This is a genomic window from Nonomuraea indica (genome assembly GCF_002850745.1).
GTDB lineage: Bacteria > Actinomycetota > Actinomycetes > Streptosporangiales > Streptosporangiaceae > Nonomuraea > Nonomuraea indica.
This window is the reverse complement of sequence record NZ_KZ559473.1, coordinates 164,869-189,779: the sequence shown is the minus strand read 5'-3', so window position 1 is coordinate 189,779 and position 24,911 is coordinate 164,869. Positions and strand designations below refer to the sequence as shown.

The 24,911-nt window shown below is 73.5% G+C and carries 21 protein-coding genes; 8 read left to right on the top strand and 13 right to left on the bottom strand.

Translation table 11 applies throughout. The features are described from left to right. Window positions 1–9: 9 nt before the first annotated feature. From CXR44_RS21480 to CXR44_RS21460, 4 genes are all read right to left on the bottom strand, one after another. A complete protein-coding gene (locus CXR44_RS21480; RefSeq protein WP_101787880.1) occupies window positions 10–2,079 on the bottom strand; it encodes a putative bifunctional diguanylate cyclase/phosphodiesterase in 2,070 nt (689 codons plus the stop codon). Between the two features lie 698 nt (window positions 2,080–2,777). Further along, the gene (locus CXR44_RS21475) at window positions 2,778–2,996 is read right to left on the bottom strand and encodes a hypothetical protein (RefSeq protein WP_101787879.1); all 219 of its coding nucleotides are present in this window, start codon (window positions 2,994–2,996) and stop codon (window positions 2,778–2,780) included. A 551-nt stretch (window positions 2,997–3,547) separates the two neighbouring features. Next, entirely contained in the window at window positions 3,548–5,734 is a 2,187-nt protein-coding gene (ligA, locus tag CXR44_RS21465) for an NAD-dependent DNA ligase LigA (RefSeq protein WP_101787877.1), read from the bottom strand. A gap of 391 nt (window positions 5,735–6,125) precedes the next feature. Next, complete coding sequence (locus CXR44_RS21460; RefSeq protein ID WP_101787876.1) at window positions 6,126–7,118, bottom strand: methionine synthase; 993 nt, start codon at window positions 7,116–7,118, stop codon at window positions 6,126–6,128. Window positions 7,119–7,141: 23 nt separating this feature from the next. Here CXR44_RS21460 and CXR44_RS21455 point away from each other — a divergent pair, with 23 nt between their 5' ends. Then, window positions 7,142–7,774, top strand: a complete 633-nt coding sequence (locus tag CXR44_RS21455) for an MBL fold metallo-hydrolase (RefSeq protein ID WP_101787875.1) — start codon at window positions 7,142–7,144, stop codon at window positions 7,772–7,774. 162 nt (window positions 7,775–7,936) lie between these two features. On the opposite strand, the gene mnmA is transcribed toward CXR44_RS21455, so the two are convergent. Beyond that, entirely contained in the window at window positions 7,937–8,995 is a 1,059-nt protein-coding gene (gene mnmA / locus CXR44_RS21450; protein WP_180903627.1) for a tRNA 2-thiouridine(34) synthase MnmA, read from the bottom strand. A gap of 89 nt (window positions 8,996–9,084) precedes the next feature. On the opposite strand from mnmA, the gene CXR44_RS21445 reads away from it, so the two are divergent. Continuing rightward, window positions 9,085–10,122, top strand: a complete 1,038-nt coding sequence (locus tag CXR44_RS21445) for a DUF695 domain-containing protein (RefSeq protein ID WP_101787874.1) — start codon at window positions 9,085–9,087, stop codon at window positions 10,120–10,122. 19 nt (window positions 10,123–10,141) lie between these two features. On the opposite strand, the gene CXR44_RS21440 is transcribed toward CXR44_RS21445, so the two are convergent. Beyond that, window positions 10,142–11,305 (bottom strand): cysteine desulfurase family protein, encoded by a 1,164-nt coding sequence (locus tag CXR44_RS21440; RefSeq protein ID WP_281260292.1) that lies wholly within the window; start codon window positions 11,303–11,305, stop codon window positions 10,142–10,144. A gap of 54 nt (window positions 11,306–11,359) precedes the next feature. On the opposite strand from CXR44_RS21440, the gene CXR44_RS21435 reads away from it, so the two are divergent. The 6 genes from CXR44_RS21435 (at window position 11,360) to CXR44_RS21410 (ending at window position 16,982) form a co-directional block, all read left to right on the top strand. Next, window positions 11,360–11,878 (top strand): TetR/AcrR family transcriptional regulator, encoded by a 519-nt coding sequence (locus tag CXR44_RS21435; RefSeq protein ID WP_101788050.1) that lies wholly within the window; start codon window positions 11,360–11,362, stop codon window positions 11,876–11,878. Window positions 11,879–11,905: 27 nt separating this feature from the next. Further along, window positions 11,906–13,381: an MFS transporter gene (locus CXR44_RS21430; RefSeq protein ID WP_342748582.1), complete on the top strand. Its 1,476-nt coding sequence runs from the start codon at window positions 11,906–11,908 to the stop codon at window positions 13,379–13,381. Between the two features lie 121 nt (window positions 13,382–13,502). Beyond that, complete coding sequence (locus tag CXR44_RS21425) at window positions 13,503–14,423, top strand: ABC transporter ATP-binding protein (RefSeq protein ID WP_180903626.1); 921 nt, start codon at window positions 13,503–13,505, stop codon at window positions 14,421–14,423. After that, window positions 14,420–15,232, top strand: coding sequence for an ABC transporter permease (locus CXR44_RS21420; RefSeq protein ID WP_101787871.1), 813 nt, complete (start codon window positions 14,420–14,422; stop codon window positions 15,230–15,232). The genes CXR44_RS21425 and CXR44_RS21420 overlap by 4 nt, the downstream gene beginning before the upstream one ends. Window positions 15,233–15,249: 17 nt before the next feature. Then, window positions 15,250–16,380, top strand: a complete 1,131-nt coding sequence (locus CXR44_RS21415) for a sensor histidine kinase (RefSeq protein ID WP_101787870.1) — start codon at window positions 15,250–15,252, stop codon at window positions 16,378–16,380. Then, window positions 16,377–16,982 (top strand): response regulator transcription factor, encoded by a 606-nt coding sequence (locus tag CXR44_RS21410; protein WP_101787869.1) that lies wholly within the window; start codon window positions 16,377–16,379, stop codon window positions 16,980–16,982. Before CXR44_RS21415 ends, CXR44_RS21410 begins: the two co-directional genes overlap by 4 nt. A gap of 13 nt (window positions 16,983–16,995) precedes the next feature. On the opposite strand, the gene CXR44_RS21405 is transcribed toward CXR44_RS21410, so the two are convergent. The 7 genes from CXR44_RS21405 to CXR44_RS21375 all read right to left on the bottom strand — a co-directional run bounded on the left by CXR44_RS21405 (window position 16,996) and on the right by CXR44_RS21375 (window position 24,908). Beyond that, window positions 16,996–18,936: a serine hydrolase domain-containing protein gene (locus CXR44_RS21405; RefSeq protein ID WP_101787868.1), complete on the bottom strand. Its 1,941-nt coding sequence runs from the start codon at window positions 18,934–18,936 to the stop codon at window positions 16,996–16,998. A gap of 123 nt (window positions 18,937–19,059) precedes the next feature. Further along, window positions 19,060–19,308: a hypothetical protein gene (locus CXR44_RS21400; protein ID WP_101787867.1), complete on the bottom strand. Its 249-nt coding sequence runs from the start codon at window positions 19,306–19,308 to the stop codon at window positions 19,060–19,062. Continuing rightward, window positions 19,301–19,639: an ArsR/SmtB family transcription factor gene (locus CXR44_RS21395; RefSeq protein ID WP_245899302.1), complete on the bottom strand. Its 339-nt coding sequence runs from the start codon at window positions 19,637–19,639 to the stop codon at window positions 19,301–19,303. Before CXR44_RS21395 ends, CXR44_RS21400 begins: the two co-directional genes overlap by 8 nt. A 91-nt stretch (window positions 19,640–19,730) precedes the next feature. Next, a complete protein-coding gene (locus CXR44_RS21390) occupies window positions 19,731–20,684 on the bottom strand; it encodes an electron transfer flavoprotein subunit alpha/FixB family protein (RefSeq protein WP_101787866.1) in 954 nt (317 codons plus the stop codon). A 19-nt stretch (window positions 20,685–20,703) separates the two neighbouring features. Next, on the bottom strand, window positions 20,704–21,483 hold the full coding sequence (locus CXR44_RS21385) for an electron transfer flavoprotein subunit beta/FixA family protein (RefSeq protein ID WP_101787865.1): 780 nt from the start codon (window positions 21,481–21,483) through the stop codon (window positions 20,704–20,706). A gap of 224 nt (window positions 21,484–21,707) precedes the next feature. After that, window positions 21,708–22,934: a serine/threonine-protein kinase gene (locus CXR44_RS21380; RefSeq protein WP_101787864.1), complete on the bottom strand. Its 1,227-nt coding sequence runs from the start codon at window positions 22,932–22,934 to the stop codon at window positions 21,708–21,710. A 123-nt stretch (window positions 22,935–23,057) separates the two neighbouring features. Then, window positions 23,058–24,908 carry a serine/threonine-protein kinase gene (locus tag CXR44_RS21375; protein WP_101787863.1) on the bottom strand — a complete coding sequence of 617 codons (1,851 nt, stop codon included), beginning with the start codon at window positions 24,906–24,908 and terminating at the stop codon, window positions 23,058–23,060. Window positions 24,909–24,911: the final 3 nt, after the last annotated feature.

Genomic DNA, 24,911 nt, shown 5'->3' with positions numbered 1-24,911 from the left:
CTTCGATCCTCAGGCCGTCTGGGTGACCTCGGGGTGGTAGGCGTACTCGACGTCGGCACCGGCGTGGCGCTCCTGCAGCCAGGCCGTGGCGTCGGCCGGGGGCATGGGGCGGCCGAACAGCCAGCCCTGGCCGAGGTCGCAGCCCATCTCGGCCAGCCGCAGGGCGACCTCGTCGGACTCGACGCCCTCGGCGACCGAGCGCAGGCCGAGAGAACGGACCAGGTCGACGATGGAGCGCACGATCCGGGCGTCGTCCTCCGACTCGGCCATCCGCCGGACGAACGACGCGTCGATCTTGACCTCGGAGACGGCCAGGCGCTGCAGCCGGATCAGCGACGAGTAGCCGGTGCCGAAGTCGTCCAGGGCGAGCGGCACCCCGAGCGCCGCCAGCGCCTTGATCGTCTCGTGGAGGTAGGCCTGGTCACCCATGAGGATGCGCTCGGTGACCTCCAGCTGGATCGCCGCCGGGGGCAGCTCGTACCGGGCCAGGCCCAGCTCCAGCTGCTCGGGCAGGGCCGAGCCGAGCAGGTCGCGGGCCGAGACGTTGACCGAGACCCGCACCCGCAGGCCCGTGCGCCACCAGTGGGCCGCCTGCTGCAGCGCGGCGTCGATGACGTACGCGGTGAGCTGGCGCATCAGGTAGGACTGCTCGGCCAGCGGGATGAACTCCGCCGGGGCGATCGGCCCGTACACCGGGTGGCGCCAGCGCAGCAGGGCCTCCACCCCGTGCACCGTGCCGTCGGTGAGGCAGACCTTGGGCTGGTAGTGCAGCGTCAGCTCGCCGTTGTCGACGGCGCGGCGCAGGTCGCCCAGCAGGTTGAGGCGTTCGGGAGAGTTGCGGTCCTTGTCGGGCTGGTAGAGCTCGACCCCGGTGCGTCCCTCCTTCGCGAGGTACATGGCCACGTCGGCGCGCTGGAGCAGCAGCTCGAAGTCGGGCGCGTGGTCGGGGTAGAGCGCGATGCCGACCGAGCCGTCGAGGTCGAACGTCATGCCCTCCAGGCGTACGGGCTCGGTGAGGGCGGCCCGCAGCCTGGCCGCCACCTCGCGGGCCGCGTGGGCGTCCCTGATGGACGGCAGCAGCACGGCGAACTCGTCACCGCCGAGCCGCGCCACGACGTCGCCGGGCCGCACGGAGTGGGTGAGCCGGTGCGCCACCATCTGCAGCAGCCGGTCGCCCACCGGATGGCCGAGCGTGTCGTTGACCTCCTTGAACCGGTCGAGGTCGAGCAGGAACAGGCCGACCCGCTCCTCCTGGCGGGCCTCCGCCAGCGCCTCCTCGGTGCTGACGATCAGCATCTTGCGGTTGGGCAGGCCGGTCAGCTCGTCATGCATCGCCTGGTGGTCGCGGCGCATGGACAGCGTGGCCGTGAAGTAGACGGCCGCCAGCGGAGCCACGGACAGCGGCACGAGTTCGGGGGCGCGGCTCATCGCGACCACGACCAGCGGCGCGAGTCCGAGCAGTCCGGCGTAGACGAGGCTCTGCGGGCCCAGCGACGCCCTGAGCACCCGGGTGATCGAGCGCCGCTCGTGCAGCGCCACCGCCCCGCACACCAGCATGGCCCGGACGGTGAAGTAGGCGACACCGGCCAGCACCATCGCCGGGAGGTCGCTCCCCGACGGCACCCACGGCGCCTCGGGGGCGGGCACGATCCCGAACACGCCGAGCACGGCGGCGGCCGAGGTCAACGCCAGCGTCGACTGGGCGGTGTTGAACAGCACCCGATGCCACGCCTTGCGGGTCACCACCCCGTTGAGCACGACGGCGACCGTCTGCATCAGCACCGCCACGGGCAGCCCCAGGTGCAGCAGCACGGCGAAGGTGAACATCGTCGAGGGGTAGGTGCCGCCCACCTGCGTGGCCGACGACACCATGACGGGGCGCAGCTCACCGAGGACGACCAGCACGGCCAGCACCCAGAACAGCGGCGTGCGCGCGAGCTCCGCCAGCGGGACCGGGTCGAGCCCGAGCATGGCCGCCACCAGCGCGGTGAAGCCGATCAGGGAGACTCCCGCGAGGTACGCCCACAGCGGCGTGCCGACGCGTGGTCCTGTGTCGCGGGTGTCGGTTGGGTCAGTCATCGGTAAACAGAACCCCCATCAGGTCACTATGGGAGGGTACGACCTTTACCCCACTTCGCGAAACCAACCGCGTACGTTCTGTGACTTCTCCTTTCGGACATATGCCCGGAAACAACACTGTGTAGACAGCATATCGACGCTCTGTGCCTACTGGGCGGGTTTTCGCCCCATTCGCTGCCCTCGCGGGGAAACTCGGCAAGCCCCGCCGAGGAGCCACGCCGGGCAGACACCGGCCTGCGGCGTACCGGACAGGGCGGGCACCGCCCCCGGCACGGTGTCACACCCTGCGTCCCGGACCTGTCGGGTTCACCCCGTGCCCAGCGTCTCGCCGACCCACAACGTCCCTCAGGCCCGCATCCGTCTCTCCGGCCCGCCCGTCTCTTCGGCCCGCATCCGTCTCTCCGGTCCGCATCCGTCCCGCTGGTCGTTCCGCTGGCCCCGCTCGTCCCGCTGGGCCACAAGGTTCCGCCCACCACGTCCCGCCGCCCGCAGTCCTCCGCAGGCGCACCGGACAGATCACCGACCGCGGCAGCGGACGGGCGACCTGCCACTGGGGGCGCCAGCAGCAGGCAGAACGACAGCGCCACGGCGCCCTCCGGGTGGCCCCGCGCTCCGCGCCGTGGAGGCGTTCTCGGGGACCGCCCGCCCTCACCCTTGCGGACTGGGACCGCAGTGCGCATCGGCGGACAGGGCCTTCGTCACACCTCGGCGTGGCTGACCCGGAAGACGTCGAGGTCGGACCCGGTGCGCTCCTCCCGATGCCGCTGACCGCGGACGGGGAGCGTGGTGACCTCGGCATGCCCGTCGTGTCCGGGGCTGCGCTCGACGTCGTACCCGTGGCCGCGACAGTAGCCGTTGGCGAGGATCAGCCGTGCGCGAGCGGGCGTGTAGGCACTGGCGTGCAGGGCCACGGTCACGCCCTGGCACCTCGGGCAGACGGCAGGCTGTTCGACAGTCATGAAAGGCCTTCCAGTGAGACACATGAGCGCTGACGGGACGGCGCCTGCCCGATAAACGCGATCACACACCCCACGCGCCGCTCGCCACCGAGCGAGGCCCGCTCCGCCGCACCCCCACCACGGCACGCACCAACTCACCCCTCAACACGGCCCACGCATCCGGCGAGCGCACCTCCCGCGCGGGACCACACCTGCTGCGCAACATCTCCATGCGGCCCGCACGCGCCGCCGTAGACGACGACGGCGTGCACGCCGGGGTCGGCGTCGAGCGTGCGGGCCGCAACGTCTCCACGCGCAACGTCTCCACGCGCAACGTCTCCACGCGCAACGTCTCCACGCGCAACGTCTCCACGCGCAGCGTCTCCACGCGCAACGTCTCCACGCGCAACGTCTCCACGCGCGGCCCTACCGCGCGCCGTGCTCACGCGCGGCGCCTGCCTGTGCGGTGGCGGCGTTCCGCGTGGTGGGACGGGACTCCTCCCGGACGGTCCGGCCCTGGGTGGGGGTGGTTACTCGGTCTCGGGGGCGACGGCGACCGCGGACGCCGCCTCCGGGCCGTCCTTGAGGAGAACCTCGAAGCCCTGCTCGTCGAGGATCGGGACCCCCAGACTGACCGCCTTGTCGTACTTGGACCCGGCGTTCTCCCCCACGATCACGAACGACGTCTTCTTCGACACCGATCCCGCGACCTTGCCGCCCCGGCTGGTGAGGGCCTCGGCCGCGCTGTCACGGGTGTAGCCGTCGAGGGTGCCGGTCACGACGAAGGTGAGGCCCTGGAGGGTCTGCGGCCCCTTCTCCGGGGCCGGCTCGTCCTCCATGCGAACCCCGGCCGCCCGCCAGCGCTCGATGATCTCGCGGTGCCAGTCGACCGCGAACCACTCACGGATGGTGGCGGCCATCCGGGGGCCGATGCCCTCGATGGCGGCCAGCTCCTCCTCCGAGGCGTTCATGATGGCGTCCATCGAGCGCATCTGGTCGGCGAGGACACGGGCGGTGGGCGGCCCGATGTGGCGGATGGACAGGGCGACGAGGACCTGCGCGAGCGGCCTCTGTTTGGCCTCCTCCAGCTCCTGGAGGAGCGTCAGCGCGTTCTGGCTCGGCTGGCCGTTGACGTTGGAGAAGAACGAGACGACCTTCTGCTCCCCCGTCCTGGGGTCGATCTTGGGCAGGCCGGTGTCCTTGTCGCGCACCACCGACCTGATGGGGATGAGCTGCTCCAGCGTGAGGTCGAACAGGTCGGCCTCGGTGCGCACGGCCGGCTGCTGCGGCGGGAGCGGCTGGGTGAGCGCGGTCGCCGCGACGTAGCCGAGGCCGGTGATGTCGAGGGCGGTGCGACGGGCGGCGAAGAAGATGCGCTCGCGGATCTGCGCCGGGCAGCCGCGGGCGTTGGGGCAGCGCAGGTCGGCGTCGCCCTCCTTCTCGTAGGCCAGCTCGGTGCCGCACTCGGGGCAGTGGGTGGGCATGACGAACTCCCGCTCGGAGCCGTCGCGCAGCGCCGTGACCGGGCCGACGATCTCGGGGATGACGTCGCCGGCCTTGCGCAGCACGACCGTGTCGCCGATCAGCACGCCCTTCTTGACGACGATCGCGGCGTTGTGCAGCGTGGCCCGCTCGACCGTGGACCCGGCGACCACGACGGGCTCCATCACCGCGAACGGCGTGACCCGGCCGGTGCGGCCCACGCCGACCTGGATGTCGAGCAGCTTGGTGTTGACCTCTTCGGGCGGGTATTTGTAGGCGATCGCCCAGCGCGGCGCCCGCGAGGTGGAGCCCAGCTCGCGCTGGGTGCGGAAGTCGTCGACCTTGACGACGACGCCGTCGATCTCGTAGGGCGGGTCGTGCCGGTGCACGCGGTAGTGCTCGATGAACGCGTTGACCTCGTCGAGGCCCTGGACCACCTGGTAGAGGTCGCTGACCGGCAGCCCGAACGCGCGCAGCCGGTCGTAGACCTCCGACTGGGCGCGCGGCGCCGTCGCGCCCTCCCACACGCCGACACCATGGACGATCATGCGCAGCGGGCGCTGGGCGGTGATGCGCGGGTCCTTCTGGCGCAGGGTGCCGGCGGCGGAGTTGCGCGGGTTGGCGAACGGGGGCTTGCCCTGCTCGACGAGTTGCTCGTTGAGCTTGGTGAAGTCGTCGACCGGGATGTAGACCTCGCCGCGCACCTCGACCAGGCTGGGCACGTCGTCGCCGTGCAACCGGTGCGGGACGCCCTTGATCGTGCGGACGTTGGCGGTGACGTCGTCGCCCGTGCGGCCGTCGCCCCGGGTGGCTCCGCGCTCCAGCTTGCCGTCACGGTAGACGAGGGCCACCGCCAGGCCGTCGATCTTGAGCTCGACGAGGTAGGGGCCGGGGTCGCCCTCGGCCAGCCGCTCGGCCCTGGCCTGCCAGGCGGCCATGTCGGCGGCGTCGAAGGCGTTGTCGAGGCTCTCCATGCGCGCGAGGTGCCGCACCTTGGCGAAGTCGCCCGAGACCGGCGCGCCGACCTTCTGCGTCGGCGAGTCGGGCGTCTGGAGCGACGGGTGCGCCTCCTCCAGGGCGAGCAGCTCCCTGAACCAGCCGTCGAACTCGGCGTCGCTGACCGTCGGCTGGTCGAGCACGTAGTAGCGCCAGCGCGCCTCCTCGACCAGCTCCGTCAGCTCCGCGTGCCGCTTCAGCGCGGCCACCGGCACGCCCCCGGCGCTTGGCTCGCTCACGCGAGTCCTCCTTCGCTCTCGCCGCGTTCCCGACCTGAGGAAACGCTATCGCCCGGCACCGACAAGAACGGCCCAGGTCATCCCCATCGGACCACCCGCGAACCGCCACGGGTTCCTCAACAGGACCGTCACAGACCCCTCGGCGAAACCGTCACAACCCCTAGACAAGACCCGCCAAAGCCCCCTCGGCAACACCTCGCCACAAGCCCGTCGGCAAACACTCCCCACGGCCCCTCAGGAGACCGCCACGGTCCCTGAGGAGACCGCCACGGCCCTTCAGGAGAGCGCCACGGTCCCGGAGGAGACCGCCACGGCCTCTCAGGAGAGCCCCACGGGCTCTCGGAGAGACCGCCACGGACCCTTCAGGGACCGCCGTCCCGGGTGGGTGCGGTCACCGCTCCCGCCTCTCGCCCTCCGGGTCCTCCCTGAGCACCTGGGCCGCCTTGCGGCAGGCGCCCAGCGCCGCCCTCGCGTACGCCGGCGACGCCCCCGCGAGCCCGCAGGCCGGGGTGAGCGCCACCTGGCGGGACAGCCGGTCGGGCGGGAAGCCCAGCCGCCGCCACAGCTCCAGCGCCGGCTTGGCGACCACGTCGGGGCCGGGCAGCCGGGTGTCGGTGCCCGGCACCACGCCGAGCAGCAGCGCCATGCCCGCCTCGACCGCCTCGCCCAGGGAGTCCTCGTCGCGCCGCCTGACGAGCGAGGCGTCCACCGACACGCCCCGCACACCGGCCCTGCGCAGCAGCGCGTACGGCACGGCGGGCGCGCAGCAGTGGACGACGGGGTCGGGGAAGGCGCGCAGCGACTCCTCCACCCGCCACTCCTCGACGGCGGCCAGCCGCCCGAACCCCGACGCGGTCGGCACCGTGCCCGCCAGCGCGCCCGGCAGGCCCGGCTCGTCGAGCTGGAGCACGACCTCGGTGACGCCGGGCAGCCGCCGCCGCACCTCCGCCACGTGGTCGGCGACGCCCTGCGCCAGGGAGGCGGTCAGGTCGCGCACCGCGCCGTGGTCGGACAGCATCTTGTCGCCGTGGCGCAGCTCGACCGCGCCCGCGAGCGTCCACGGCCCGCACACCTGCACCTTGAGCGGCCCCTCGTAGGCGTGCCCGGCCTCCTCCAGCCCGTCGAGGTCGCGCCTGAGATGGTCGACGGCCCTGCGGTGATCGCGGCCCGGGCGGTCGGTGAGCCGCCATCCCGACGGCTGCACCTCCACCGGCAGGTCCACCAGCAGCGCCGCCGTCCGGCCGACCATGTCGGCGCCCACGCCGCGCGCCGGCAGCTCGGGCAGGTACGGCAGGCCGGGCACCTCGCCGAAGACGACCCGCGCCGCCTCCAGATGATCCTTGCCGGGATGCGACCCGACCCCGGTGGCTTCCCACGTCAACATGGGACAAGCGTAGGCTCTCGGAGATGAGGCTCACCAAGTACGGTCACGCGTGCGTCCGGCTGGAGAAGGACGGCAAGGTCCTCGTCATCGACCCGGGCGCGTTCAGCGAGGCGGAGGCGCTCGACGGCGCCGACGCGGTGCTCGTCACGCACCAGCACTTCGACCATCTCGACGTCGAGCGCCTGAGGTCGGCCACGCCGGAGCTGGAGGTGTGGACCTGCGAGGGCGTCGCCGGGGAGCTGTCGGGCGTCCCGGCCAAGGTGCAGGTGGTGCGGCACGGCGACGACTTCACGGCGGCGGGGTTCGCGGTGCGGGTGTTCGGCGAGTGGCACGCGAAGAACCACCCTGACATGCCGATCGTCCAGAATGTCGGGTTCCTGCTCGACGAGGAGGTGTTCTACCCGGGTGACGCGCTGACGGTGCCCGACGTGGAGGTGCCGACGCTGCTGGTGCCGACCAACGCCCCATGGCTGAAGGGCATGGAGATGGTCGAGTATCTGCGCACCATCCGTCCGGCCCGCGCCTACTCGACGCACGACGGGTTGCTCAACGACGCCGGGTTGTCCATCGTGGACAGCTGGCTGAAGCACGAGTCGGACGAGCAGGGCGCCGACATGCGCAGGCTGGCCGCCGGCGAGTCGGTCACGCTGGGCTGAGACCCCAGCGCGCCAGGCGGCGCGCGTCGGGCGGCGTGCGTACCTAGCGGCGCGCGCGCCAGGCGGCGCGCGTCGGGCGGCGTGCGTCGGGCGGCGTGCGTACCAGGCGGCGTGCGTCGGGCGGCGTGCGTCGGGCGGCGTGCGTACCAGGCGGCGTGTGACTCAGGCGGCGTGTGCGATCGTGGCGGAGCCGATCACGGTGGCGCCCGAGTAGAGCACCGCCGCCTGGCCGGGGGCCACCCCGGTCGCGGGCCGGTCGAGCTCGATGCGCAGCCCGCCGTCCGACTCCTCGATGCGGCAGCCGTAGACCTCGCCGTGCGCGCGCAGCTGGACGGTCAGGTCGTCGAGGACGGACGGGCCGTTCCAGACGGGCGGCCCGCAGGTGATGGAGGTGACCTCCAGCGCGGCGCGCGGCCCGACCGTCACCGTGTTGGACACGGGCTCGATCGACAGCACGTAGCGCGGCCTGCCGTCGGCGGCCGGCCGGTCGATGCGCAGGCCCTTGCGCTGCCCCACCGTGAACCCGTGGGCCCCCTGGTGGCTGCCGACCACCTCGCCCGCCTGGTCGACGATCGGCCCCTCGGCCGAGCCGAGCCGCTCGGCCAGGAAGCCGCGCGTGTCGCCGTCGGCGATGAAGCAGATGTCGTGGCTGTCGGGCTTGTCGGCCACGGTCAGGCCGCGCCGGGCCGCCTCCTCGCGCACCTGCGCCTTGGTGGAGTCGCCCAGCGGGAACATGGCGTGGCCGAGCTGCTCGCGGGTGAGCACGCCGAGCACGTAGGACTGGTCCTTGCCCGCGTCGACGCTGCGCGACAGCACACCGTCGACGAGCCGGGCGTGGTGGCCGGTCGCCACGGCGTCGAACCCGAGCGCGAGCGCCCGGTCGAGCACCGCCGCGAACTTGATCTTCTCGTTGCACCGCAGGCACGGGTTGGGCGTGCGGCCCGCGGCGTACTCGGCGACGAAGTCCTCGATCACGTCGCGCTGGAAGCGCTCGGCCATGTCCCAGATGTAGAACGGGATGCCGATCACGTCGGCGGCGCGGCGGGCGTCGCGTGAGTCCTCGACCGTGCAGCAGCCCCGGGCTCCCGTGCGGTGGGATTGGGGGTTGGCCGACAGGGCGAGATGCACACCGGTGACGTCGTGACCGGCCTCGGCGATGCGAGCAGCGGCCACGGCTGAGTCGACGCCGCCCGACATGGCGGCAAGCACACGCAGTCCCATGACCGTTCCAGAGTACTGTCCGATGGAGGGTGCGCTTCGCGCGGTGCCCGGGCACGCTCCACCCCGCTCTTCTGGAAGGATGCACGGCTATGCGACTGTTCGGCCGCAAGGGCGACGTGGAAGACGACGGCATCGCCACGTTCTGGGCGTGGTGGGAGGGCGCGAGGCCCCGGATCGACGCCCTGGTGGCGGCGGACGACACCGCGGGGCTGGCCGCCGAGCTGGGCCCGGCCGTGCGGGCCGTCCACCCGGATCTGGTCTGGGAGCTGGCTCCGGGCAGGGAGGCGGCGCACGCGCTGGTCGTGACGGCCGCGGGCGACGCCGAGCTGCGCCCGCTGGCGCACCGCTGGGCCCGGGCGGCGCCCACGGGCGACCTGCTGTGGGAGTTCCATCCGTCCCGTCAGGCCAACGCCCGGGCGCAGGAGCTGACGGTCGAGGCGGGCGGTGTCGAGGTGCCGGTGGGCAAGCTCGTGCTCGGGCTGCGCGCCCCGCTCGGCGCCACCCGGGTGGACGTGGCCGCCTACCACCCCGTCTTCGGCGAGCTGGGCGAGGACGACCGGATGGAGGCGGCGCTGCTCGCGCTCGACCGGGTGCTGGGCGAGGACGAGGTGGCCCGCTGGGTGGGCGAGATCAGGACGGTGACGCACGAGCCGATCGACGGCGTGGCGGCCGTGCACCTGCCCGCCGTGGTCGCCGACCTGGCCTCCGGCTACACGGAGGAGCAGTGGGCGCTGCTGGAGGGGCAGACGGCCTCGGGCGCGCCGCTGGTGGCGACGGTCAGGCATCCGCTGCGGCCGGTCGACTTCCCGCTGTTCGAGCAGCATGTCATGGTGACGTTGCCGTACGCCCACCGCGACGACGACGGCCTGCCCGCCGGGGAGTCGGTGGAGGCGCTGGGCGCGTTCGACGAGCGGCTGGCGGGACTGCTGGCCGAGCCGGCCGCCGCGGCCGTGCTCGCCGTGCACCTGAGCGCCGAGGGCCATCGGATCGTGCACGTGTACGCCGACCCGGACGGTGACGCCGCCGAGCGGCTGCGCGAGCTGGCGGCGGGCTGGCGGGAGGGCCGGGCGCGCGTCGACGTGGCAGCTGACCCGGCGTGGAGCGCGGTCGTCCCGTTCGTCAGCTGACCCGGCGCGCGGACGCGGCTCAGCTCAGGCCGGCGCGGCGGGCCCGCTCGACGGCGGCGGGCAGCACCTCGATCAGGCGGTCGACGTCGTCACGGGTCGAGGTGTGGCCGAGCGTGAACCTCAGCGACCCCCTGGCCGCCGCCGGCTCGGCGCCCATGGCGAGCAGCACGTGGGACGGCTGTGCCACGCCGGCCGAACAGGCCGACCCGGTCGAGCACTCCACGCCCTTGGCGTCGAGCAGCATGAGCAGCGCGTCGCCCTCGCAGCCGGGGAAGGAGAAGTGGGCGTTGCCGGGCAGCCGGTGGTCGGGGTCGCCGTTGAGCACCACGTCGGGCACCGCCTGCCGGACGCGTTCGATGAGCTCGTCGCGCAGCTCGGTCAGGCGGCGGCGCTGCTCCTGCTGCTCCTTGACGGCGGTGCGGACCGCGGCGGCGAAGCCGGCGATGGCGGGCGCGTCGAGCGTGCCGGAGCGGACGTCGCGCTCCTGCCCGCCGCCGTGCAGCACCGAGACCGGGGTCAGCCCCCTGGCCAGCAGCAGCGCTCCGACGCCCATCGGGCCGCCGATCTTGTGGCCGGTGACGGCGAGCGCGTCGGCGCCGGAGTCGGCGAACGACACCGGGAGCTGCCCGACCGCCTGCACCGCGTCGGTGTGGAACGGGATGCCGTGGTCGTGGGCGATGGCCGCGAGCACGTGGACGGGCTGGATGGTGCCGACCTCGTTGTTGGCCCACATGACGCTGACCAGGGCGACGTCGTCGGGGTCGGCGGCGATGGCGGCGCGCAGCGTGTCGGGGTGGACGCGCCCGGTCGCGTCGACCGGCAGGAGCTCGACCTTCGCGCCCTGGCTGTCGGCCAGCCACTGGGCGGGGTCGAGGGCGGCGTGGTGCTCGGCCGCGCTCATCAGGATGCGCCTGCGCGGGGCGCGCGCCCAGTAGAGTCCTTTGACCGCGAGGTTGTCGGCCTCGGTGCCGCCGGAGGTGAAGACCACCTCGCTGGGCCGCGCGCCGAGCGCGTCGGCGACGGTCTCGCGCGCCTCCTCCACGACCCTGCGCACCCGCCGGCCCGCCGCGTGCAGCGACGAGGCGTTGCCGACCCTGCCCAGTTGCTCCGTCATGGCCTCGATCGCCTCGGGCAGCATGGGCGTGGTCGCCGCGTGGTCGAGATAGGCGGGCGGTCTGCTCACCCGGTAAGGGTATCTCGTTTGCCACTGTACCGTCCGGACGGTATAGTGGCGGGCATGAGAAGGGACGAGTTGCTGGACGCCGCGGAGGAGCTGCTCTGCGACCAGGGCTCCGCCGCGCTCACCCTCTCCGCCGTCGCCGACCGGGCAGGCGTGAGCAAGGGCGGCCTTCTCTACCATTTCAACAGCAAGGAATCCCTGATCAAGGGCATGGTCGAGCGGCTCATCGCCGACTTCGACCAGCTCCTCGTCGACCAGCCGGGCCAGACCTACACCGAGCGCTACCTCAAGGCCACGCTGGCCGCGGTCCGCACGGGCCGGCTGCGACGCTGGGCCGTGGTCACCGGCGCCTCGGGAAACCTCTATCTGCTGGCCCCGCTGCGCGAGGCCATGACGCGCTGGCACCGCGAGGAGCTGGCCGACGAGCCCGACCCCACGGCGGCCCAGATCGTCCGGCTCGCCTGTGAGGGCCTGTGGGACGTGGCGAGCCACGACGCCGGGCTCAACACCGAGGCCGACCTGGTGGCCCTGGAGGCCCGACTGATGGCGCTGCTGAAACCGGAGGCCATGCCGTAAGGCCGCGGGCGGGCCCACGTCGCGCCCGTGACCGCGCGGCCTGCCGACAGGCCCGCCTCCGGCGACCGGCCGCGGCCTCCCCCAGGGAGCGCCCGCGGTGGCCGGCGCCGCGTTCCCCCGCCCCCGCGAGGGGCTTTCCACCATCGGGACGTCCGTCCCCGCGCCCTACCCCCCGCCGCCGAGCCCGCGCCCACGCGCGGGCCGCCGCCCCCTGCCCCGCCGGCTGCCGCGCAGCCGTCCCGGGGCCCGCCCGGCGGGCGCGCGCACCGAACACCCCTGTCTGAAGACTTGCGAGAGGTACGAACGATGACGCAGGACCTGCGGACCGCCCGCTACGGCGCGGTCCTCACCTTTGTGGTGGCCGGCCTGATGGTGGGCACGATGACCGTGCGCATCCCGGCCCTGACCGACAAGCTCGGCCTGTCGGAGTCCGCCGTCGGGACCATCCTGCTGATCTGGGGTCTCGGCGCGCTGGTCACCATGCAGTCCATGCGCCGCGTCATGGCCCGTACGGGCAGCAAGACCCTGCTGCGCGTCGGCGGCCCGGCGACGGCGCTCGGCCTGGTCGGCGTGGCCTTCGCGCCCAACCTGCCGCTGCTGCTGGCGGCCGCGGCGTTCTTCGGCATGGCGTTCGGCGTGGTGGACATCGCGATGAACGCCCAGGGCTCCACGGTGGAGCGCGCCTACGGCCGGCCGCTGCTGAACGGCATGCACGCGGGCTGGTGCGTCGGCGCCATCGCCGCCGGCGGGCTGGGCAGCCTGTCCATCGCCCTCGGCCTGTCGTTCACCGCCAACGTCGCCCTCGTCGGCCTCGTCTCGCTGCCGCTCATGGTCGTCATCGGCCGCGCCTACCTGCCGGAGGCCCCCTCGGCCACGCGGGGCGGGACGACGGCCCGCCGGCGCATGCCGCCGATCGTCTACCTGCTGGGCGCGCTGATGTTCTTCGCGTTCATGGTCGAGGGTACGGTCGCCGACTGGAACGGGCTGTTCATGCGCGACTCCCTGGGCGCTCCCGAGGCGCTCGCGGCACTCGGCTACCCGGTGTTCGAGGCGGGCATGCTGATCGCCAGGCTCTCCGGTGACCGGCTGCGTTCCCGCTTCGGCGTGCGCGGCATGCTGACCGTGTCCGGGCTGGCCACGGCCGGGTTCTTCGGCGTCGTGCTGGCGGCTCCGGCACCGCTGGTGGCGCTGTCCGCGATGTTCTTCGTCGGGCTCGGCGTGGCGACGATCTCGCCGATGACGCTGTCGCTCGCCGGCACCGCCACCGACAACCCCGGCCCGGCCATCGCCCAGGCGGGCGCCATGGGCTACGCCGGTCTGCTGCTGGGCCCCGTGGTGATCGGCTACCTGTCGGACGCCACGTCGCTGCGCGCCGCGCTCGGCATCGCCGTCGTGCTGGGGCTGCTGATCGCCGTGGCGGCCCGGTTCCTGCCGCGCGAGGAGCCCGCCCGGATCACCGTCCTGCCGCCCGCCGAGCGCGAGCCCGCCCACGCGGCCGCCTGACGGCGGCCGGACGGGCGGCCGGACCCTGACAAATGTCACGGCTCGGCTCCGCGCACGTCCCGGCCGGTTGCTGAGATCCGCGACTGCCGGGCACGGGGCGCGCACCGGCACAGTGAGGGGCGTGAACACGACAGCGATCGAGGTGCGGGACCTGCACCAGCGCTACGAGGACTTCGAGGCGGTCCGCGGCGTCAGCTTCGAGGTCGCCCGCGGCGAGTTGTACGCCCTGCTCGGCACGAACGGCGCGGGCAAGACCACCACGCTCGACGTGCTGGAGGGCTTCCGCGCGCCGACCAAGGGACAGGTGCGCGTGCTCGGCCACGACCCGCTGGCCGAGCGGGCCGCGGTCCGCCGGCGGATGGGCCTCGTCCTGCAGGAGGCCGGCTTCTACAAGGACCTGACCGTCGCCGAGACCGTGGACGCCTGGCGCCGCTGGACCCCGGGGGCCATGGACCGCCGCGCCGTGCTCGACCGGGTCGGGCTGACGCACCGCGAGCAGGTCCGCGTCGGACAGCTGTCCGGCGGCGAGAAGCGGCGCCTGGACCTGGCCCTGGCCGTCCTCGGCCGGCCCGAGGTGCTCTTCCTCGACGAGCCGACCACCGGCCTGGACCCGGAGGCGCGCCGCAACGTGTGGGCCCTGGTGCGCGAGATGGTGGCCGAAGGCGTCACCGTCCTGCTCACCACCCACTACCTCGACGAGGCCGAGCAGCTCGCGCGGCGCCTGGCCATCATGCACGCCGGGCGGATCGTCACGGAGGGCACGCTCGGTGCCGTCCTCGCCGGCCGGGGCACCCGCATCGCGTTCCGGCTGCCGGGCGTGCGGCCGGGCGAGCTGCCCTACGCCTCCGGGCCGACGCGACGTTCGGTCCGGGCGGACGGCGAGGCGTACACGGTCGAGACGGACCGGCCGCAGGAGGACCTGCGGGTGCTGCTCACCTGGGCGCACCAGCGCGGGCTGGAGCTGGCCGGCCTGGAGGTGCGCAGGCCGTCGCTGGAGGAGATCTTCCTGGAGGTCGCGGAGACGGAGAAGGTGGCGGCATGAACGGGTTCGCGAGCTGGGCGTCGATGGTGTGGGCACAGGCACGCCTCAACCAGACGGTGCTGCTGCGCCAGCGCGGGCTGGCCTTCAGCGTGCTGCTGCTGCCGCTGTTCATGGCGTTCGCGTACACGAGCGGCGACGCGCAGGGCGGCGCCACGGTGAGCGGGGTGCCGATGACGGTGTTCGCCGCCGTGGGCGCCATCGCGGTGGTCTTCCCGTTCTCGTACATGACGATCACCACGGGCATCGTGGTGCGGCGGGAGGAGCGCGTGTACAAGCGGCTGCGCGGCAGCGCGCTGCCCACCAGCGCCATCTTCGCGGGTGACATCCTGCACGCGACGCTCGTCGGAGCGGTGCAGGGCGGGGTGATCCTGGCCTACGTGATCGCGGTGGTGGGGGCGCCGGTGCCGCGCAACATCCCCCTCATGCTGCTGGCCTTCGTGCTGGGGGCGGCGGTGTTCGCCGCGCTGGCGATCGGCACGTCCGGGCTGATCCCGAACTACGAGGTGGCGCAGCTCGTGGCGCTGCCGGTGCTGCTGGTCTGCATGTTCGGCTCGGGCATGATGCTGCCGCTGTCGGAGCTGCCCGAGTGGGGGCAGCGCGTGGCCGAACGGCTGCCGCTGACCCCCGTCGTGACCATGATGCGCACCGCCTTCCTCGGCCGCGACTTCGGCCGGGACGGCGCCCCGGAGGTGGGGTTCCTGGAGGCGTTCCAGTCGTCGGCCGCGGGCCTCGGCGTCGCCCTGCTGTGGATCGGCGTGAGCCTGTGGTGCACCCGCCGCTACTTCCGATGGGACCCGCGCCGGGCATGACCGTAACCTGGGGGCCGATGAAGGCGCGCGTGGTCAGCACCAGGGTCATCGCCGGGGTGGCGGTGGCCCTGTTCGCCGGGTCCATGGCGGGGGTGCTCGCCATGCCCGCCGTCGGCGTGGCGATGGAGACGGGGTCGGGGTGGACCGTCACGGTGGTGGCCGGGTCCTTCGGCATCCTCCTGACCGTCTGCTACGCGCGGGTCCTGTGGGCGGCGTTCCTGCGCCGGCTGACCTGGCGGCACCATCTGGACCTGGCCGTGGTGGCCGTCATCTCCTACGGCGTCCCGCTGTTCGCCGGGGCGAGCTGGTTCGGCCTGCCGATGGCCTTCATCTCGGCGGCCTCGGTCGTCTTCGCCCGCGCCGCCGTCACCTGGGCCGTCACGCTCGCGGCGGCCGTCGCCGCGACGCTGGTGATGCTCGCCTCCGGGATGCCGCTGCCGCTCGCCCTGCTGGTCGGCGCCGTCGCGATGCCCTTCATGGCTCCGACGACGTACGGCGTGGCCTGGCTGTGCCACGTGGTGGACGACCTGCGGGAGGCCCGGGCCGAGCTGGCCCGGCGCGCCGTGGACGAGGAACGGCTGCGTTTCGCCCGCGACCTGCACGACACCCTCGGCCACACGCTGCACGCCATCGCGTTGCGGGCCGAGCTGGGTGAGCGGCTGGTCCGTACGACTCCCGACGCGGCGCGCGCCGAGCTGGCCGAGATCCAGCGGATCTCCCGCACGGCCGTCCACGAGGTGCGCGAGGTCGTCCGCGGTTACCGCGCGATGTCGCTCGACACGGAGCTGGACGGCGTCGCCGCCGTGCTGGGCGCGGCCGGCATCCGCTGCGACCGGCCCGCGCTGCCCGAGGACCTGCCCGGCCACGTGCACGTGCCGCTCGGCTGGGTCGCCCGCGAGGCCGTCACGAACGTCCTGCGCCACAGCACCGCGAGCTGGTGCGAGGTCAGCGTGTACATCGAGGAGGACCGCGTGATCCTGGAGATGGTCAACGACGGCGGGCCCGGCGGCGCCAAGGTGGTGCGCGGCAACGGGCTGACCGGTCTGGCCGAACGGATGTCGGAGGCGGGCGGCTCGCTGACCACCGAGGCGGGCGGCGGCACGTTCCGCCTCAGCGCCGCCGTGCCGCTGGCCGGGGCGGCCGCGTGATCAGGCTGCTGCTCGCGGAGGACCACCACCTGGTGCGCGGCGCGTTCGCCGCGCTGCTCGGCACCGAGCCGGGCATCGAGGTCGTGGCCGAGACCGGCCGCGGCGACGAGGCCGTCCGCCTCGCCGTCGAGCTGCGGCCGGACGTGGCCATGCTGGACATCGACATGCCCGGTCTCGACGGGCTGGCCGCCGCCGAACGGATCGCGGAGACCGTGCCGAGCTGCCGGGTGGTGATCGTGACCGGGTACGGCCGGCCCGGCTACCTGCGCCGGGCGATGGCGGCGGGCGTGCGCGGCTTCGTCGGCAAGGACAACCCGGCGGCCACCCTCGCCCAGGTGATCAGGCAGATCCACGGAGGCGGCCGCTACATCGACCCGGAGCTGGCGGCTGACGCCCTGTCCATGCGGGAGTGCCCGCTGACGCCGCGCGAGCTCGACACCCTCCGCGCGGCCGCGTCGGGCGCGCCGGTCTCGCGCATCGCCCGCGAGCTGCGCCTGTCGGAGGGCACGGTGCGCAACTACCTGTCGTCGGCGGTGACGAAGCTCGCGGTCGAGAACCGCCACACCGCCGTCCGCCGCGCCCGCGACATGGGCTGGCTCTGATTTCCCGGAGCCGTCAGCCGAGCAGGTTGTACGAGGCCGCCACGGCCAGGTAGGCCACCGCGGCGAGGGCGACACCCGTGTGGTGGACCCGCCCGGCCAGGCTCCACCACCGCCGGCGCCAGGCCAGCGCGGTGGCGGCCAGGGTCGCGCAGGTCGTCACGGCGGCCAGCACGGGCAGCGTGTGAACGGCCGTCAGGAGGGGCGAGCCTCCGAGGAAGAACGCCGTCAGGTTGCTCTGGTCGGCGAACGTCGCGACGACGGTGCCCGCGGACGCCACGGCGAGCACCGCCGTGGCCCAGCCGGGAAGCGCGGCGAGCCGGGGTGCCTTCACGGTCCGGCCGCGTACGCGCCTGACCGCGGACGCCACCGGCCAGCCCAGCGCGGACAGCAGCAGCACGGCGAGGGCGCCGCCGAGCAGGCCGAGCTGCACGGGCGGTGACTGGTGCCAGGAGAGCCGTTCCAGCGGGCCGATCGGGTTCTCGCCGGCGAGCAGCCCGTCTTCGCCGAAGGAGAGCCGGCGGTAGCCGCCCTTCTCCTGGAACAGGCCGGGCGAGACCTGCGTCCAGTGCCGCGTCTCGGGGGTCCCGTGCGTGACCGCTCCCGTGGTGGTGAGGGTTCCGCCACCGCCGGCCGACACGGTGACGGCTCCGGTGAGCCCGGCGAGCCGGCCGAGGTCGTCGGTGTCGGCCGCCTGGGCCGGACGGTAGTTCCCGGCATACCTGGCCGGATCGGGCAGCGGCCCGGACGGCGTGGCGGCGGGCGGTGCGGCGGGGGCGAAGCGGTCGGCGAAGGCGTTGACGAGCTTCCAGACGGATTCGGGGCCGCCGACGCCGCTGCCGTTGTAGGAGGCGTAGATCCCGATGCCCCGGTCCGGCACCAGTGCCAGGATCGCGAAGTAGCCGGGGATGTTGCCCCGGTGCACCACCAGACGCCGGCCGTTGCGGCTGTACTCCTGGAAGCCGTACCCCATGCCGGGGGTGCCCTCGGCGTTGCCGAACCGCCGGCCCTGCATCAGCCGGACGCTCTCCGGCCGCAGGATCGGGCCGCCGCCGGTCAGGTGGGCCCGCATGAACGCGGCCATGTCGGTCGCGGTGGACCGGAAGCCCGCGCCGTGCGGTGGCATGTGCCCGTACAGCGCGCCCGTGACCGGGACCTGGCGGTCGCCCGCCAGGCGGTGTCCCGGCGCGAGCGCGGCGGCGATGTGCCGCGGCTCCGGCTGGGCCACGGAGCTGTGCGACATCCCCAGCGGCCGGAAGACGTGCTCGGCCACGTAGCGGTGGAAGGGCATCCCGGAGCGCAGTTCCACGAGGTGCCCGGCGAGCCCCATGCCGTAGTTGGAGTACACCGCCCGCGTGCCGGGCGGGCGGATGCGCCGGGGCTGGTGGCCGGCGAGGTACTCGCCCAGCGGGAGCGCCTGCTCGGGGCTCGCCGCCCCGGTGCCGTAGTCGCCGGCGGCGAAGCCGGCCGTGTGGGTGAGCAGGTGGGCGGTGGTGACCGGCCGGCCGGGATAGGCGTCGGCCACCTTGAAGTCGGTGAGGTAGTCGTTGACGTCGGCGTCGAGGTCGATCCTGCCGCGCTCGACGAGCTGCATCACCGCGGTGGCGGTGACCAGCTTGACGACGGACGCGGGGGCGAACACGGTCCGCTCGGCGCTGACGGGCCGGCCCGACTTCACGTCGGCCACCCCGTATCCCCGGGCGACCACGTGGCCGTCGTCGGTGACCACCGCGGCCGCGGCGCCGGGGATGCGGAGCTCGGCCAGCTGGGCGGTCACGTGCTCGTCGAGGAACGCCCGCGCCGCCTCCGCCGTGACAGGCTCGGGAGCAGGGGCGGTCGCGGTGAGGGTGGGGGTGACGGTGGCCGCCGATGCCGCCGAGGCGGGCGGCCACAGCGCCAGCGCGGCGAGCAGGCCGGCGAGCGCGCGCCGGCCGGACGATTTGCGTGCGAGCAGCATGAGCTGCTCTCCTTTCCCTTGGAGGCACGTACGCGTAGAAGGCACGCCGTCGAGGCGTGGACGTGCGGTTTCCGTCGCTCCGGGGGCGAGTTGCCGCTCGCTCCCGGGGCTCTTTCTTCTTCGTCAGCCGACGCTGCGCAGCAGTCGTTCCACCGCCGCGACGCGTTCGGCCAGGTCGGCGATGCGGGCGTGGGCCTCCTCCTGCCGCTGGGCGGCCCGCTCGGCCAGCTCGCGGTATCCGGCCAGCTCCGCGGCCAGAGCTTCGGCGCGCCGCCGCTCGAACCGGAAGTACAGGGCCACGCAGGCCGCGATGCCTCCCGCCATGATCAGGATGATCACGATCGGGAGCACGATCGACTTGATGTCAGTCATGACGGGTCTCCTGCTGGTCCGCGCGGAGGGCCGCGAGGACGGTGTCGGGGGTCAGGGTGAGGTGGAACGGCGCCAGCTCGAAGTACTTCAGTGCTTTGCCGTCGGGCGACAGCTCAAGCCGGCCGTGGACCAGCTCCGCCTTCTCCAGCCGTTCGAGATGCATGTAGAGCAGCGGGCGCGACACGCCGAGCCGCCGAGCCAGCTCGCTGACGTGCACCTGGCCCGCGGCCAGCTCGGCGATGACCCGCAGCCGGATCGGGTGACCGATCGCGGCGAGCACGGCGAGCAACTCTTCGCTGGTCAGGACCTCATCCTCACATCCGTCTTCCACCTGTAAGTTGAATATTACAGGTGGAAGCCGTAGATGCAAAAAAGAGGGCGCCGCACAGACGTGCGGCGCCCTCTTCCTCCCGTGCGGGAGGCTACTTGCGCTTGTTGATCTCCTCGGTGAGCTGCGGGACGACCTGGTTGAGGTCACCCACGACGCCGTAGTCGGCGAGCTCGAAGATCGGCGCCTCCGGGTCCTTGTTGATCGCGACGATGTTCTTCGCGGTCTGCATGCCGGCCCGGTGCTGGATGGCGCCGGAGATGCCCGCCGCGATGTAGAGCTGCGGCGACACCGTCTTGCCCGTCTGGCCCACCTGGAACTGGTGGGGGTACCACTGGGCGTCGGTGGCGGCGCGGGAGGCGCCCACGGCGCCGCCCAGCGAGTCGGCCAGCGCCTCGATGATGGCGAAGTTCTCGGCCGAGCCGACGCCGCGGCCACCGGAGACCACGATCGCGGCCTCGGTCAGCTCGGGGCGGGCGCCCTTCTCCTGCTTGACGCGCTCGACGATCCTTGCGGCCCTGGCGCCGTCGCTCAGGGAGACGGTCACCTCCTCCTCCGCGCCGGCCCCGGCGGCGGCCTCGGGGGCCGTCGAGTTGGGCCGTACGGCGACGATGGGCGTGCCACGGCGCACCCGCGACTGGACGTTGACGCCGCCACCGAAGATCGACTGGTCGGCCACGAAGCCCTCGCGCAGTCCGACGGCGTCGGTGATGACACCGGAGTCGGTCTTGACCGCGAGACGGCCGGCGACCTCCTTGCCCTCGGCCGTGGCGACCACGAGCACCGCGGCCGGCGACTTGTCGGCGACGAGCTGGGCGAGCAGCTCCGCCTTGGGCGCGACCACGTGGTCGACCACGTCGCCGGAGCCGGCGACGTAGATCTTGTCGGCGCCGTACTCGGCCAGCCTGGCCTTGGCGTCGGCGGTGATGCCCGGGCCGGCCCAGACGGCGGCGGGCGAGCCGAGCGAGCGGGCCAGGGTCAGCAGCTCCAGCGTGACCTTCTTGACCTCGCCGTCGACGTGCTCGACGAGAACGAGAATCTCCGACATATCAGTAAAACCCCCGTTCTCAGATGAACTTCTTGGAGGCGAGGAACTCGGCGACCTTCGCGCCGCCGTCGCCCTCGTCCTTGACGATGGTGCCGACCGCGCGCGGCGGGGCCGGGGCGAACTCGACGACCTCGGACCAGGCCGCGCCGAGGCCCACCTGGTCGGCCGCGATCTCGGCGTCGGCGATGCCCAGCGTCTCGACCGGCTTCTTCTTGGCCGCCATGATGCCCTTGAAGGACGGGTAGCGCGGCTCGTTGATCTTCTCGACCACGGAGACGACGGCGGGCAGCGTGGCCTCGACCCGGTCGTAGCCGTAGTCGGTGAGCCGCTCGATGGTGATCGAGGAGCCGTTGACGTCGACCTTGCGGGCGAGGGTGAGCTGCGGGGCGCCGAGCCGCTCGGCCAGCATCGCGGGCAGCACGCCGGTGCGCGCGTCGGTGGACTCCGAGCCGAGGATGACCAGGTCGAACCCGATCTTCTTCAGCGCCTGGGCCATCGCGTAGGAGGTGGACAGCGCGTCGGAGCCGTGCAGCGCGTCGTCGCTGAGGTGGACCGCCTTGTCGGCGCCCATGGCCAGCGCCTTGCGGATGGTCTCGGTGGCCTTGCCCGGGCCCATGGTGAGGACGGTCACCTCACCGCCGTGGGCCTCCTTGAGCTTCAGGGCCTCCTCGACCGCGTACTCGTCAAGCTCGTTGACCACGCCGTCCACGGCGTCGCGGTCGAGCGTCTTGTCATCGGACCGCAGCTTGCGCTCGGTCGCCGTGTCAGGGACCTGCTTCACGCAGACGACGATGTTCATGGCCGGTGGCCGACCTCCCGTGTTCGCGTGCGCCGCCGCGACGGTGCGGCGGGCGCTGGTTGCATGCTGTCCAGAGTGCCAGGTGGTCCGCGGGCCTCCGACAGCGGGTGCGCGGGGCTGCGCCCCGGCCTCCGCCGCCATGTTACCCACGGGTAGCTTTACCGCAAATCGTATCCCACTCCACCCTACCGAACTTTGTTCCAGTCCTGGATCCGCGTGGGCCCTCACGCCGAGAGCAGAAAGACGATGCCCGCCACCAGCGCCGTCCCCGCGAACAGCGCCAGCGTGAACGTGCTGAAGGCCGCGTTGAGCCCTAAGCAGAGCCCGGCCGCACCGGCGATCCCCGCGAGATCGACGACCACCCGGGTGCGGAGGTACGGGGCGCGCGCGAACACGGCCACGCCCGCGTCGGCCACGACCGCCAGCGCGTACCCCGCCAGCAGGAACAGCGCCACCTCGGGCAGCGGCTCCCAGGCGGCCGCCGACAGCAGCGAGACGAACAACCCCGACCCGACCACCCAGCGCCTGCGGACCTTCTCCCGGCGCCGTGCCCTGGCCTCCTCGGGCGAGCCCGGCCGCGCCCGGTCGCCGGGCCGCCACTGCCGGGTGTCCAGCTCGTGCACGCCGCCGCGCGACCGCGCGACGCGCCCGCGCGGCGGCGGAACCGGCGCGCCCGGGTCCACGCCCAGCCGCTCGCAGATCCGCGCGGCCGTGGGCCGCGCGGCCGGGTCGGTGGCCAGGCAGTCACGCAGCAGCGGCTCCAGCCAGCCGGGCACGCCGGCCAGGTCGGGCTCGTGGTGCACCACCCGGTAGGCGACCGCCGAGGCCGGCCCCTGCCCGTACGGCTGACGGCCCGTCGCCGCGTAGGCCAGCGTGGCGCCGAACGAGAACACGTCGGCCTCCATGCCCGCTCCGCGCCCCTCGAGCACCTCGGGCGCCAGGTAGCCGGGCGTGCCCACCACCGCGCCCGACGCCGTCACCGACAGCGAGTCGAGCGCGCTGGCGATGCCGAAGTCGATGACGACCGGCAGCCCGTCGGCCATCATCACGTTGGCCGGTTTGAGATCGCGGTGCACCACCCCGGCCTCGTGGATGGCCAGCAGCGCGCCGGCCAGGCCGGCGGCCAGCTCGCGCAGGCCCGCCACGGGCACCGGCACGGCGCTGAGCGGCCTGCCCTGGACGTAGCGGGTCACCAGATAGGGCCGGGCCCCGTCCGCCGAGGCGTCGAGCGAGGCGTCGAGCACCTCGGCCACGTGCGGGCCGCCCACCCGGCGCATCGTCTCCACCTCGCGCGACAGCCGGGCCAGCGCCCCGGCGTCGGCCGCCACGTGCGGGTGCAGCACCTTGACCGCGACCGTCCGGCCCTCCGGGTCGAGCGCCAGGTGCACCTCGCCGAACCCGCCGGATCCGAGCCGGGACAGGAGCTGGTACGGGCCCAGCTGATCGCTCATACCCCATCCTTCCCCCCGAAGGCGCTCCGGGACTCCCCCGCGACCCCGCCGTTCGGGACCGATGCCGGGACCCGGCCGCTCGGGACCGATGCCGGGCAGCGGGCGCGGCTCCGGCCCGGCGCCTCAGGGCCGGGGCGCGAAGAAGCTCAGCCCCAGGGACTCGAGCAGGGAGCCGACCAGCCCGGTGATCAGCCCGACCACGCTGTCCTGGGCGCTCCTCGTCAGATCCTTGATCACCTCGTTGGGCGGCTGCCACGGCGCCCACACCGTGTTCTGGCCCATCGCGAACATCACCGCGAACAACGCGGCCGTGCCGACGACGAGCAGCGCCACCGTGGCGGCGCCGGGGCTGCGCAGCACGCCGGTGAGCGTGCGGGTGACGGCCTGACGCGGCGCGCCACCCCCCGGCAGCAGGAACAGGCCGGCCGAGAACGCGCCCGCCGCCCAGGCGGCCGCCTGGTTGACGCTCATGCCGCCACCCCAGCGCAGCACCCCCCAGGCGCACACGCCGAACAGCACGGCCAGCGGCAGGTGCACCAGTGTCACCAGCGACGCCTTCACCAGCGCCCACGGGGTGCCGACGAGGACGAGCAGCGGATCGGCCGCGCTGGAGCCGCGCACCTGGCGCCGTTTGACCAGGTCGCCGAAGAGGTATTCGCCCACCCGCAGCACCAGCGCCACGGCGACGGCCACGGCGCCGACCGTGACGGGCATCATGACCGTCAGGGCGACCAGCGTGACCAGCAGCAGCGCGCCGGTGAGCCGGCTGCCGGCCAGGTAGCGCCTACGCTCGCCCGGCGGCGTGTACGGCGGCGGGGAAGGTCGCTGCCGGGCGGCCTCGCGCCGCGACTCGCGCGTGGCCGGCGGCGCGGGCGCGGCCGTCACCGGACGGTGGGCCGACGGTGCCGGATAGCCCGCCACCCGCTGGTCGGGGCGCGGCGCCGCCCTGGCCGGCATCGGCGCGGGGACGTAAGGGGGCGGCCGCTCCTCGCGGCGCTCCTCGCGGCGCTCCTCCCTGCGCGGCTCCTCCCTGCGCGGTGCGGGCCGGTCGTACTCGACCGGCGGCAGCAGGTCGGAGAAGGAGTCCATCATCTTCGTACGTGTGGACAGCTTCTTCGTCGTGCCCTTGGGCGGCGCCTCCGGCGGCGTCTCGTGGAAGGTGGTCACCGCCGGGTCGAGGGCGCGCGCCATGCGCAGCAGCTCGCGCGCGCTCGGCCGGGCCGACGGCTCGACGTCCAGGGCGCGGGCGAGCCAGCCGCGCAGCCAGGCCGGCGCCTTGTCGAGCTGGGCGCGGCCCTCCATGATGTTGAAGCAGACCGCCTCGAACGTGCCCGTGCCGAACGGCGGCGTGCCCGCCGCGGCGAAGAACACCGTCGAGGCCAGCGCGTGCACGTCGGCCGCCTGGGTGATCTCCGTGTCGCGGATGATCTCCGGCGCGAGGTAGCCCGGCGTGCCGACGAACATCCCCGTCTGGGTGAGCCGGGTGGCGTTGACCAGATGGGCGATGCCGAAGTCGATGACCAGCGGCTCGCCGTCGACCAGCATGACGTTGGACGGCTTGAAGTCGCGGTGGATCACGTCGGCGGCGTGGATGGCCACCAGCGCCTGGCACAGCCCCTGGGCGAGCTTGATGACCTCGCGAGCCGCGAGCGTGCCGTCGGTCAGCACGGCGTCCTCAAGCGTGCGCCCCGGCGCGAACCGGGTCACCACGTAGGGCTCGCCGCCGACCAACTCGGCGTCGAGCACCTCGGCCACGTGCGGACTGCGCACCCGGCGCATCGTCTCGACCTCGCGGGTCAGCCGGTCGCGCGCCTTGAGATCGGCGGCCACGTGCCGGTGGAGCACCTTGATGGCCACCTCGCGGCCCTCGGCGTCGACGCCGAGGTGGACGACGCCCATGCCGCCCTCGCCGATCTTCCGCACCACCCGGTAAGGACCGATCCGCTCCGGCGCCCGGGTATCACCCGCGCTCATCGC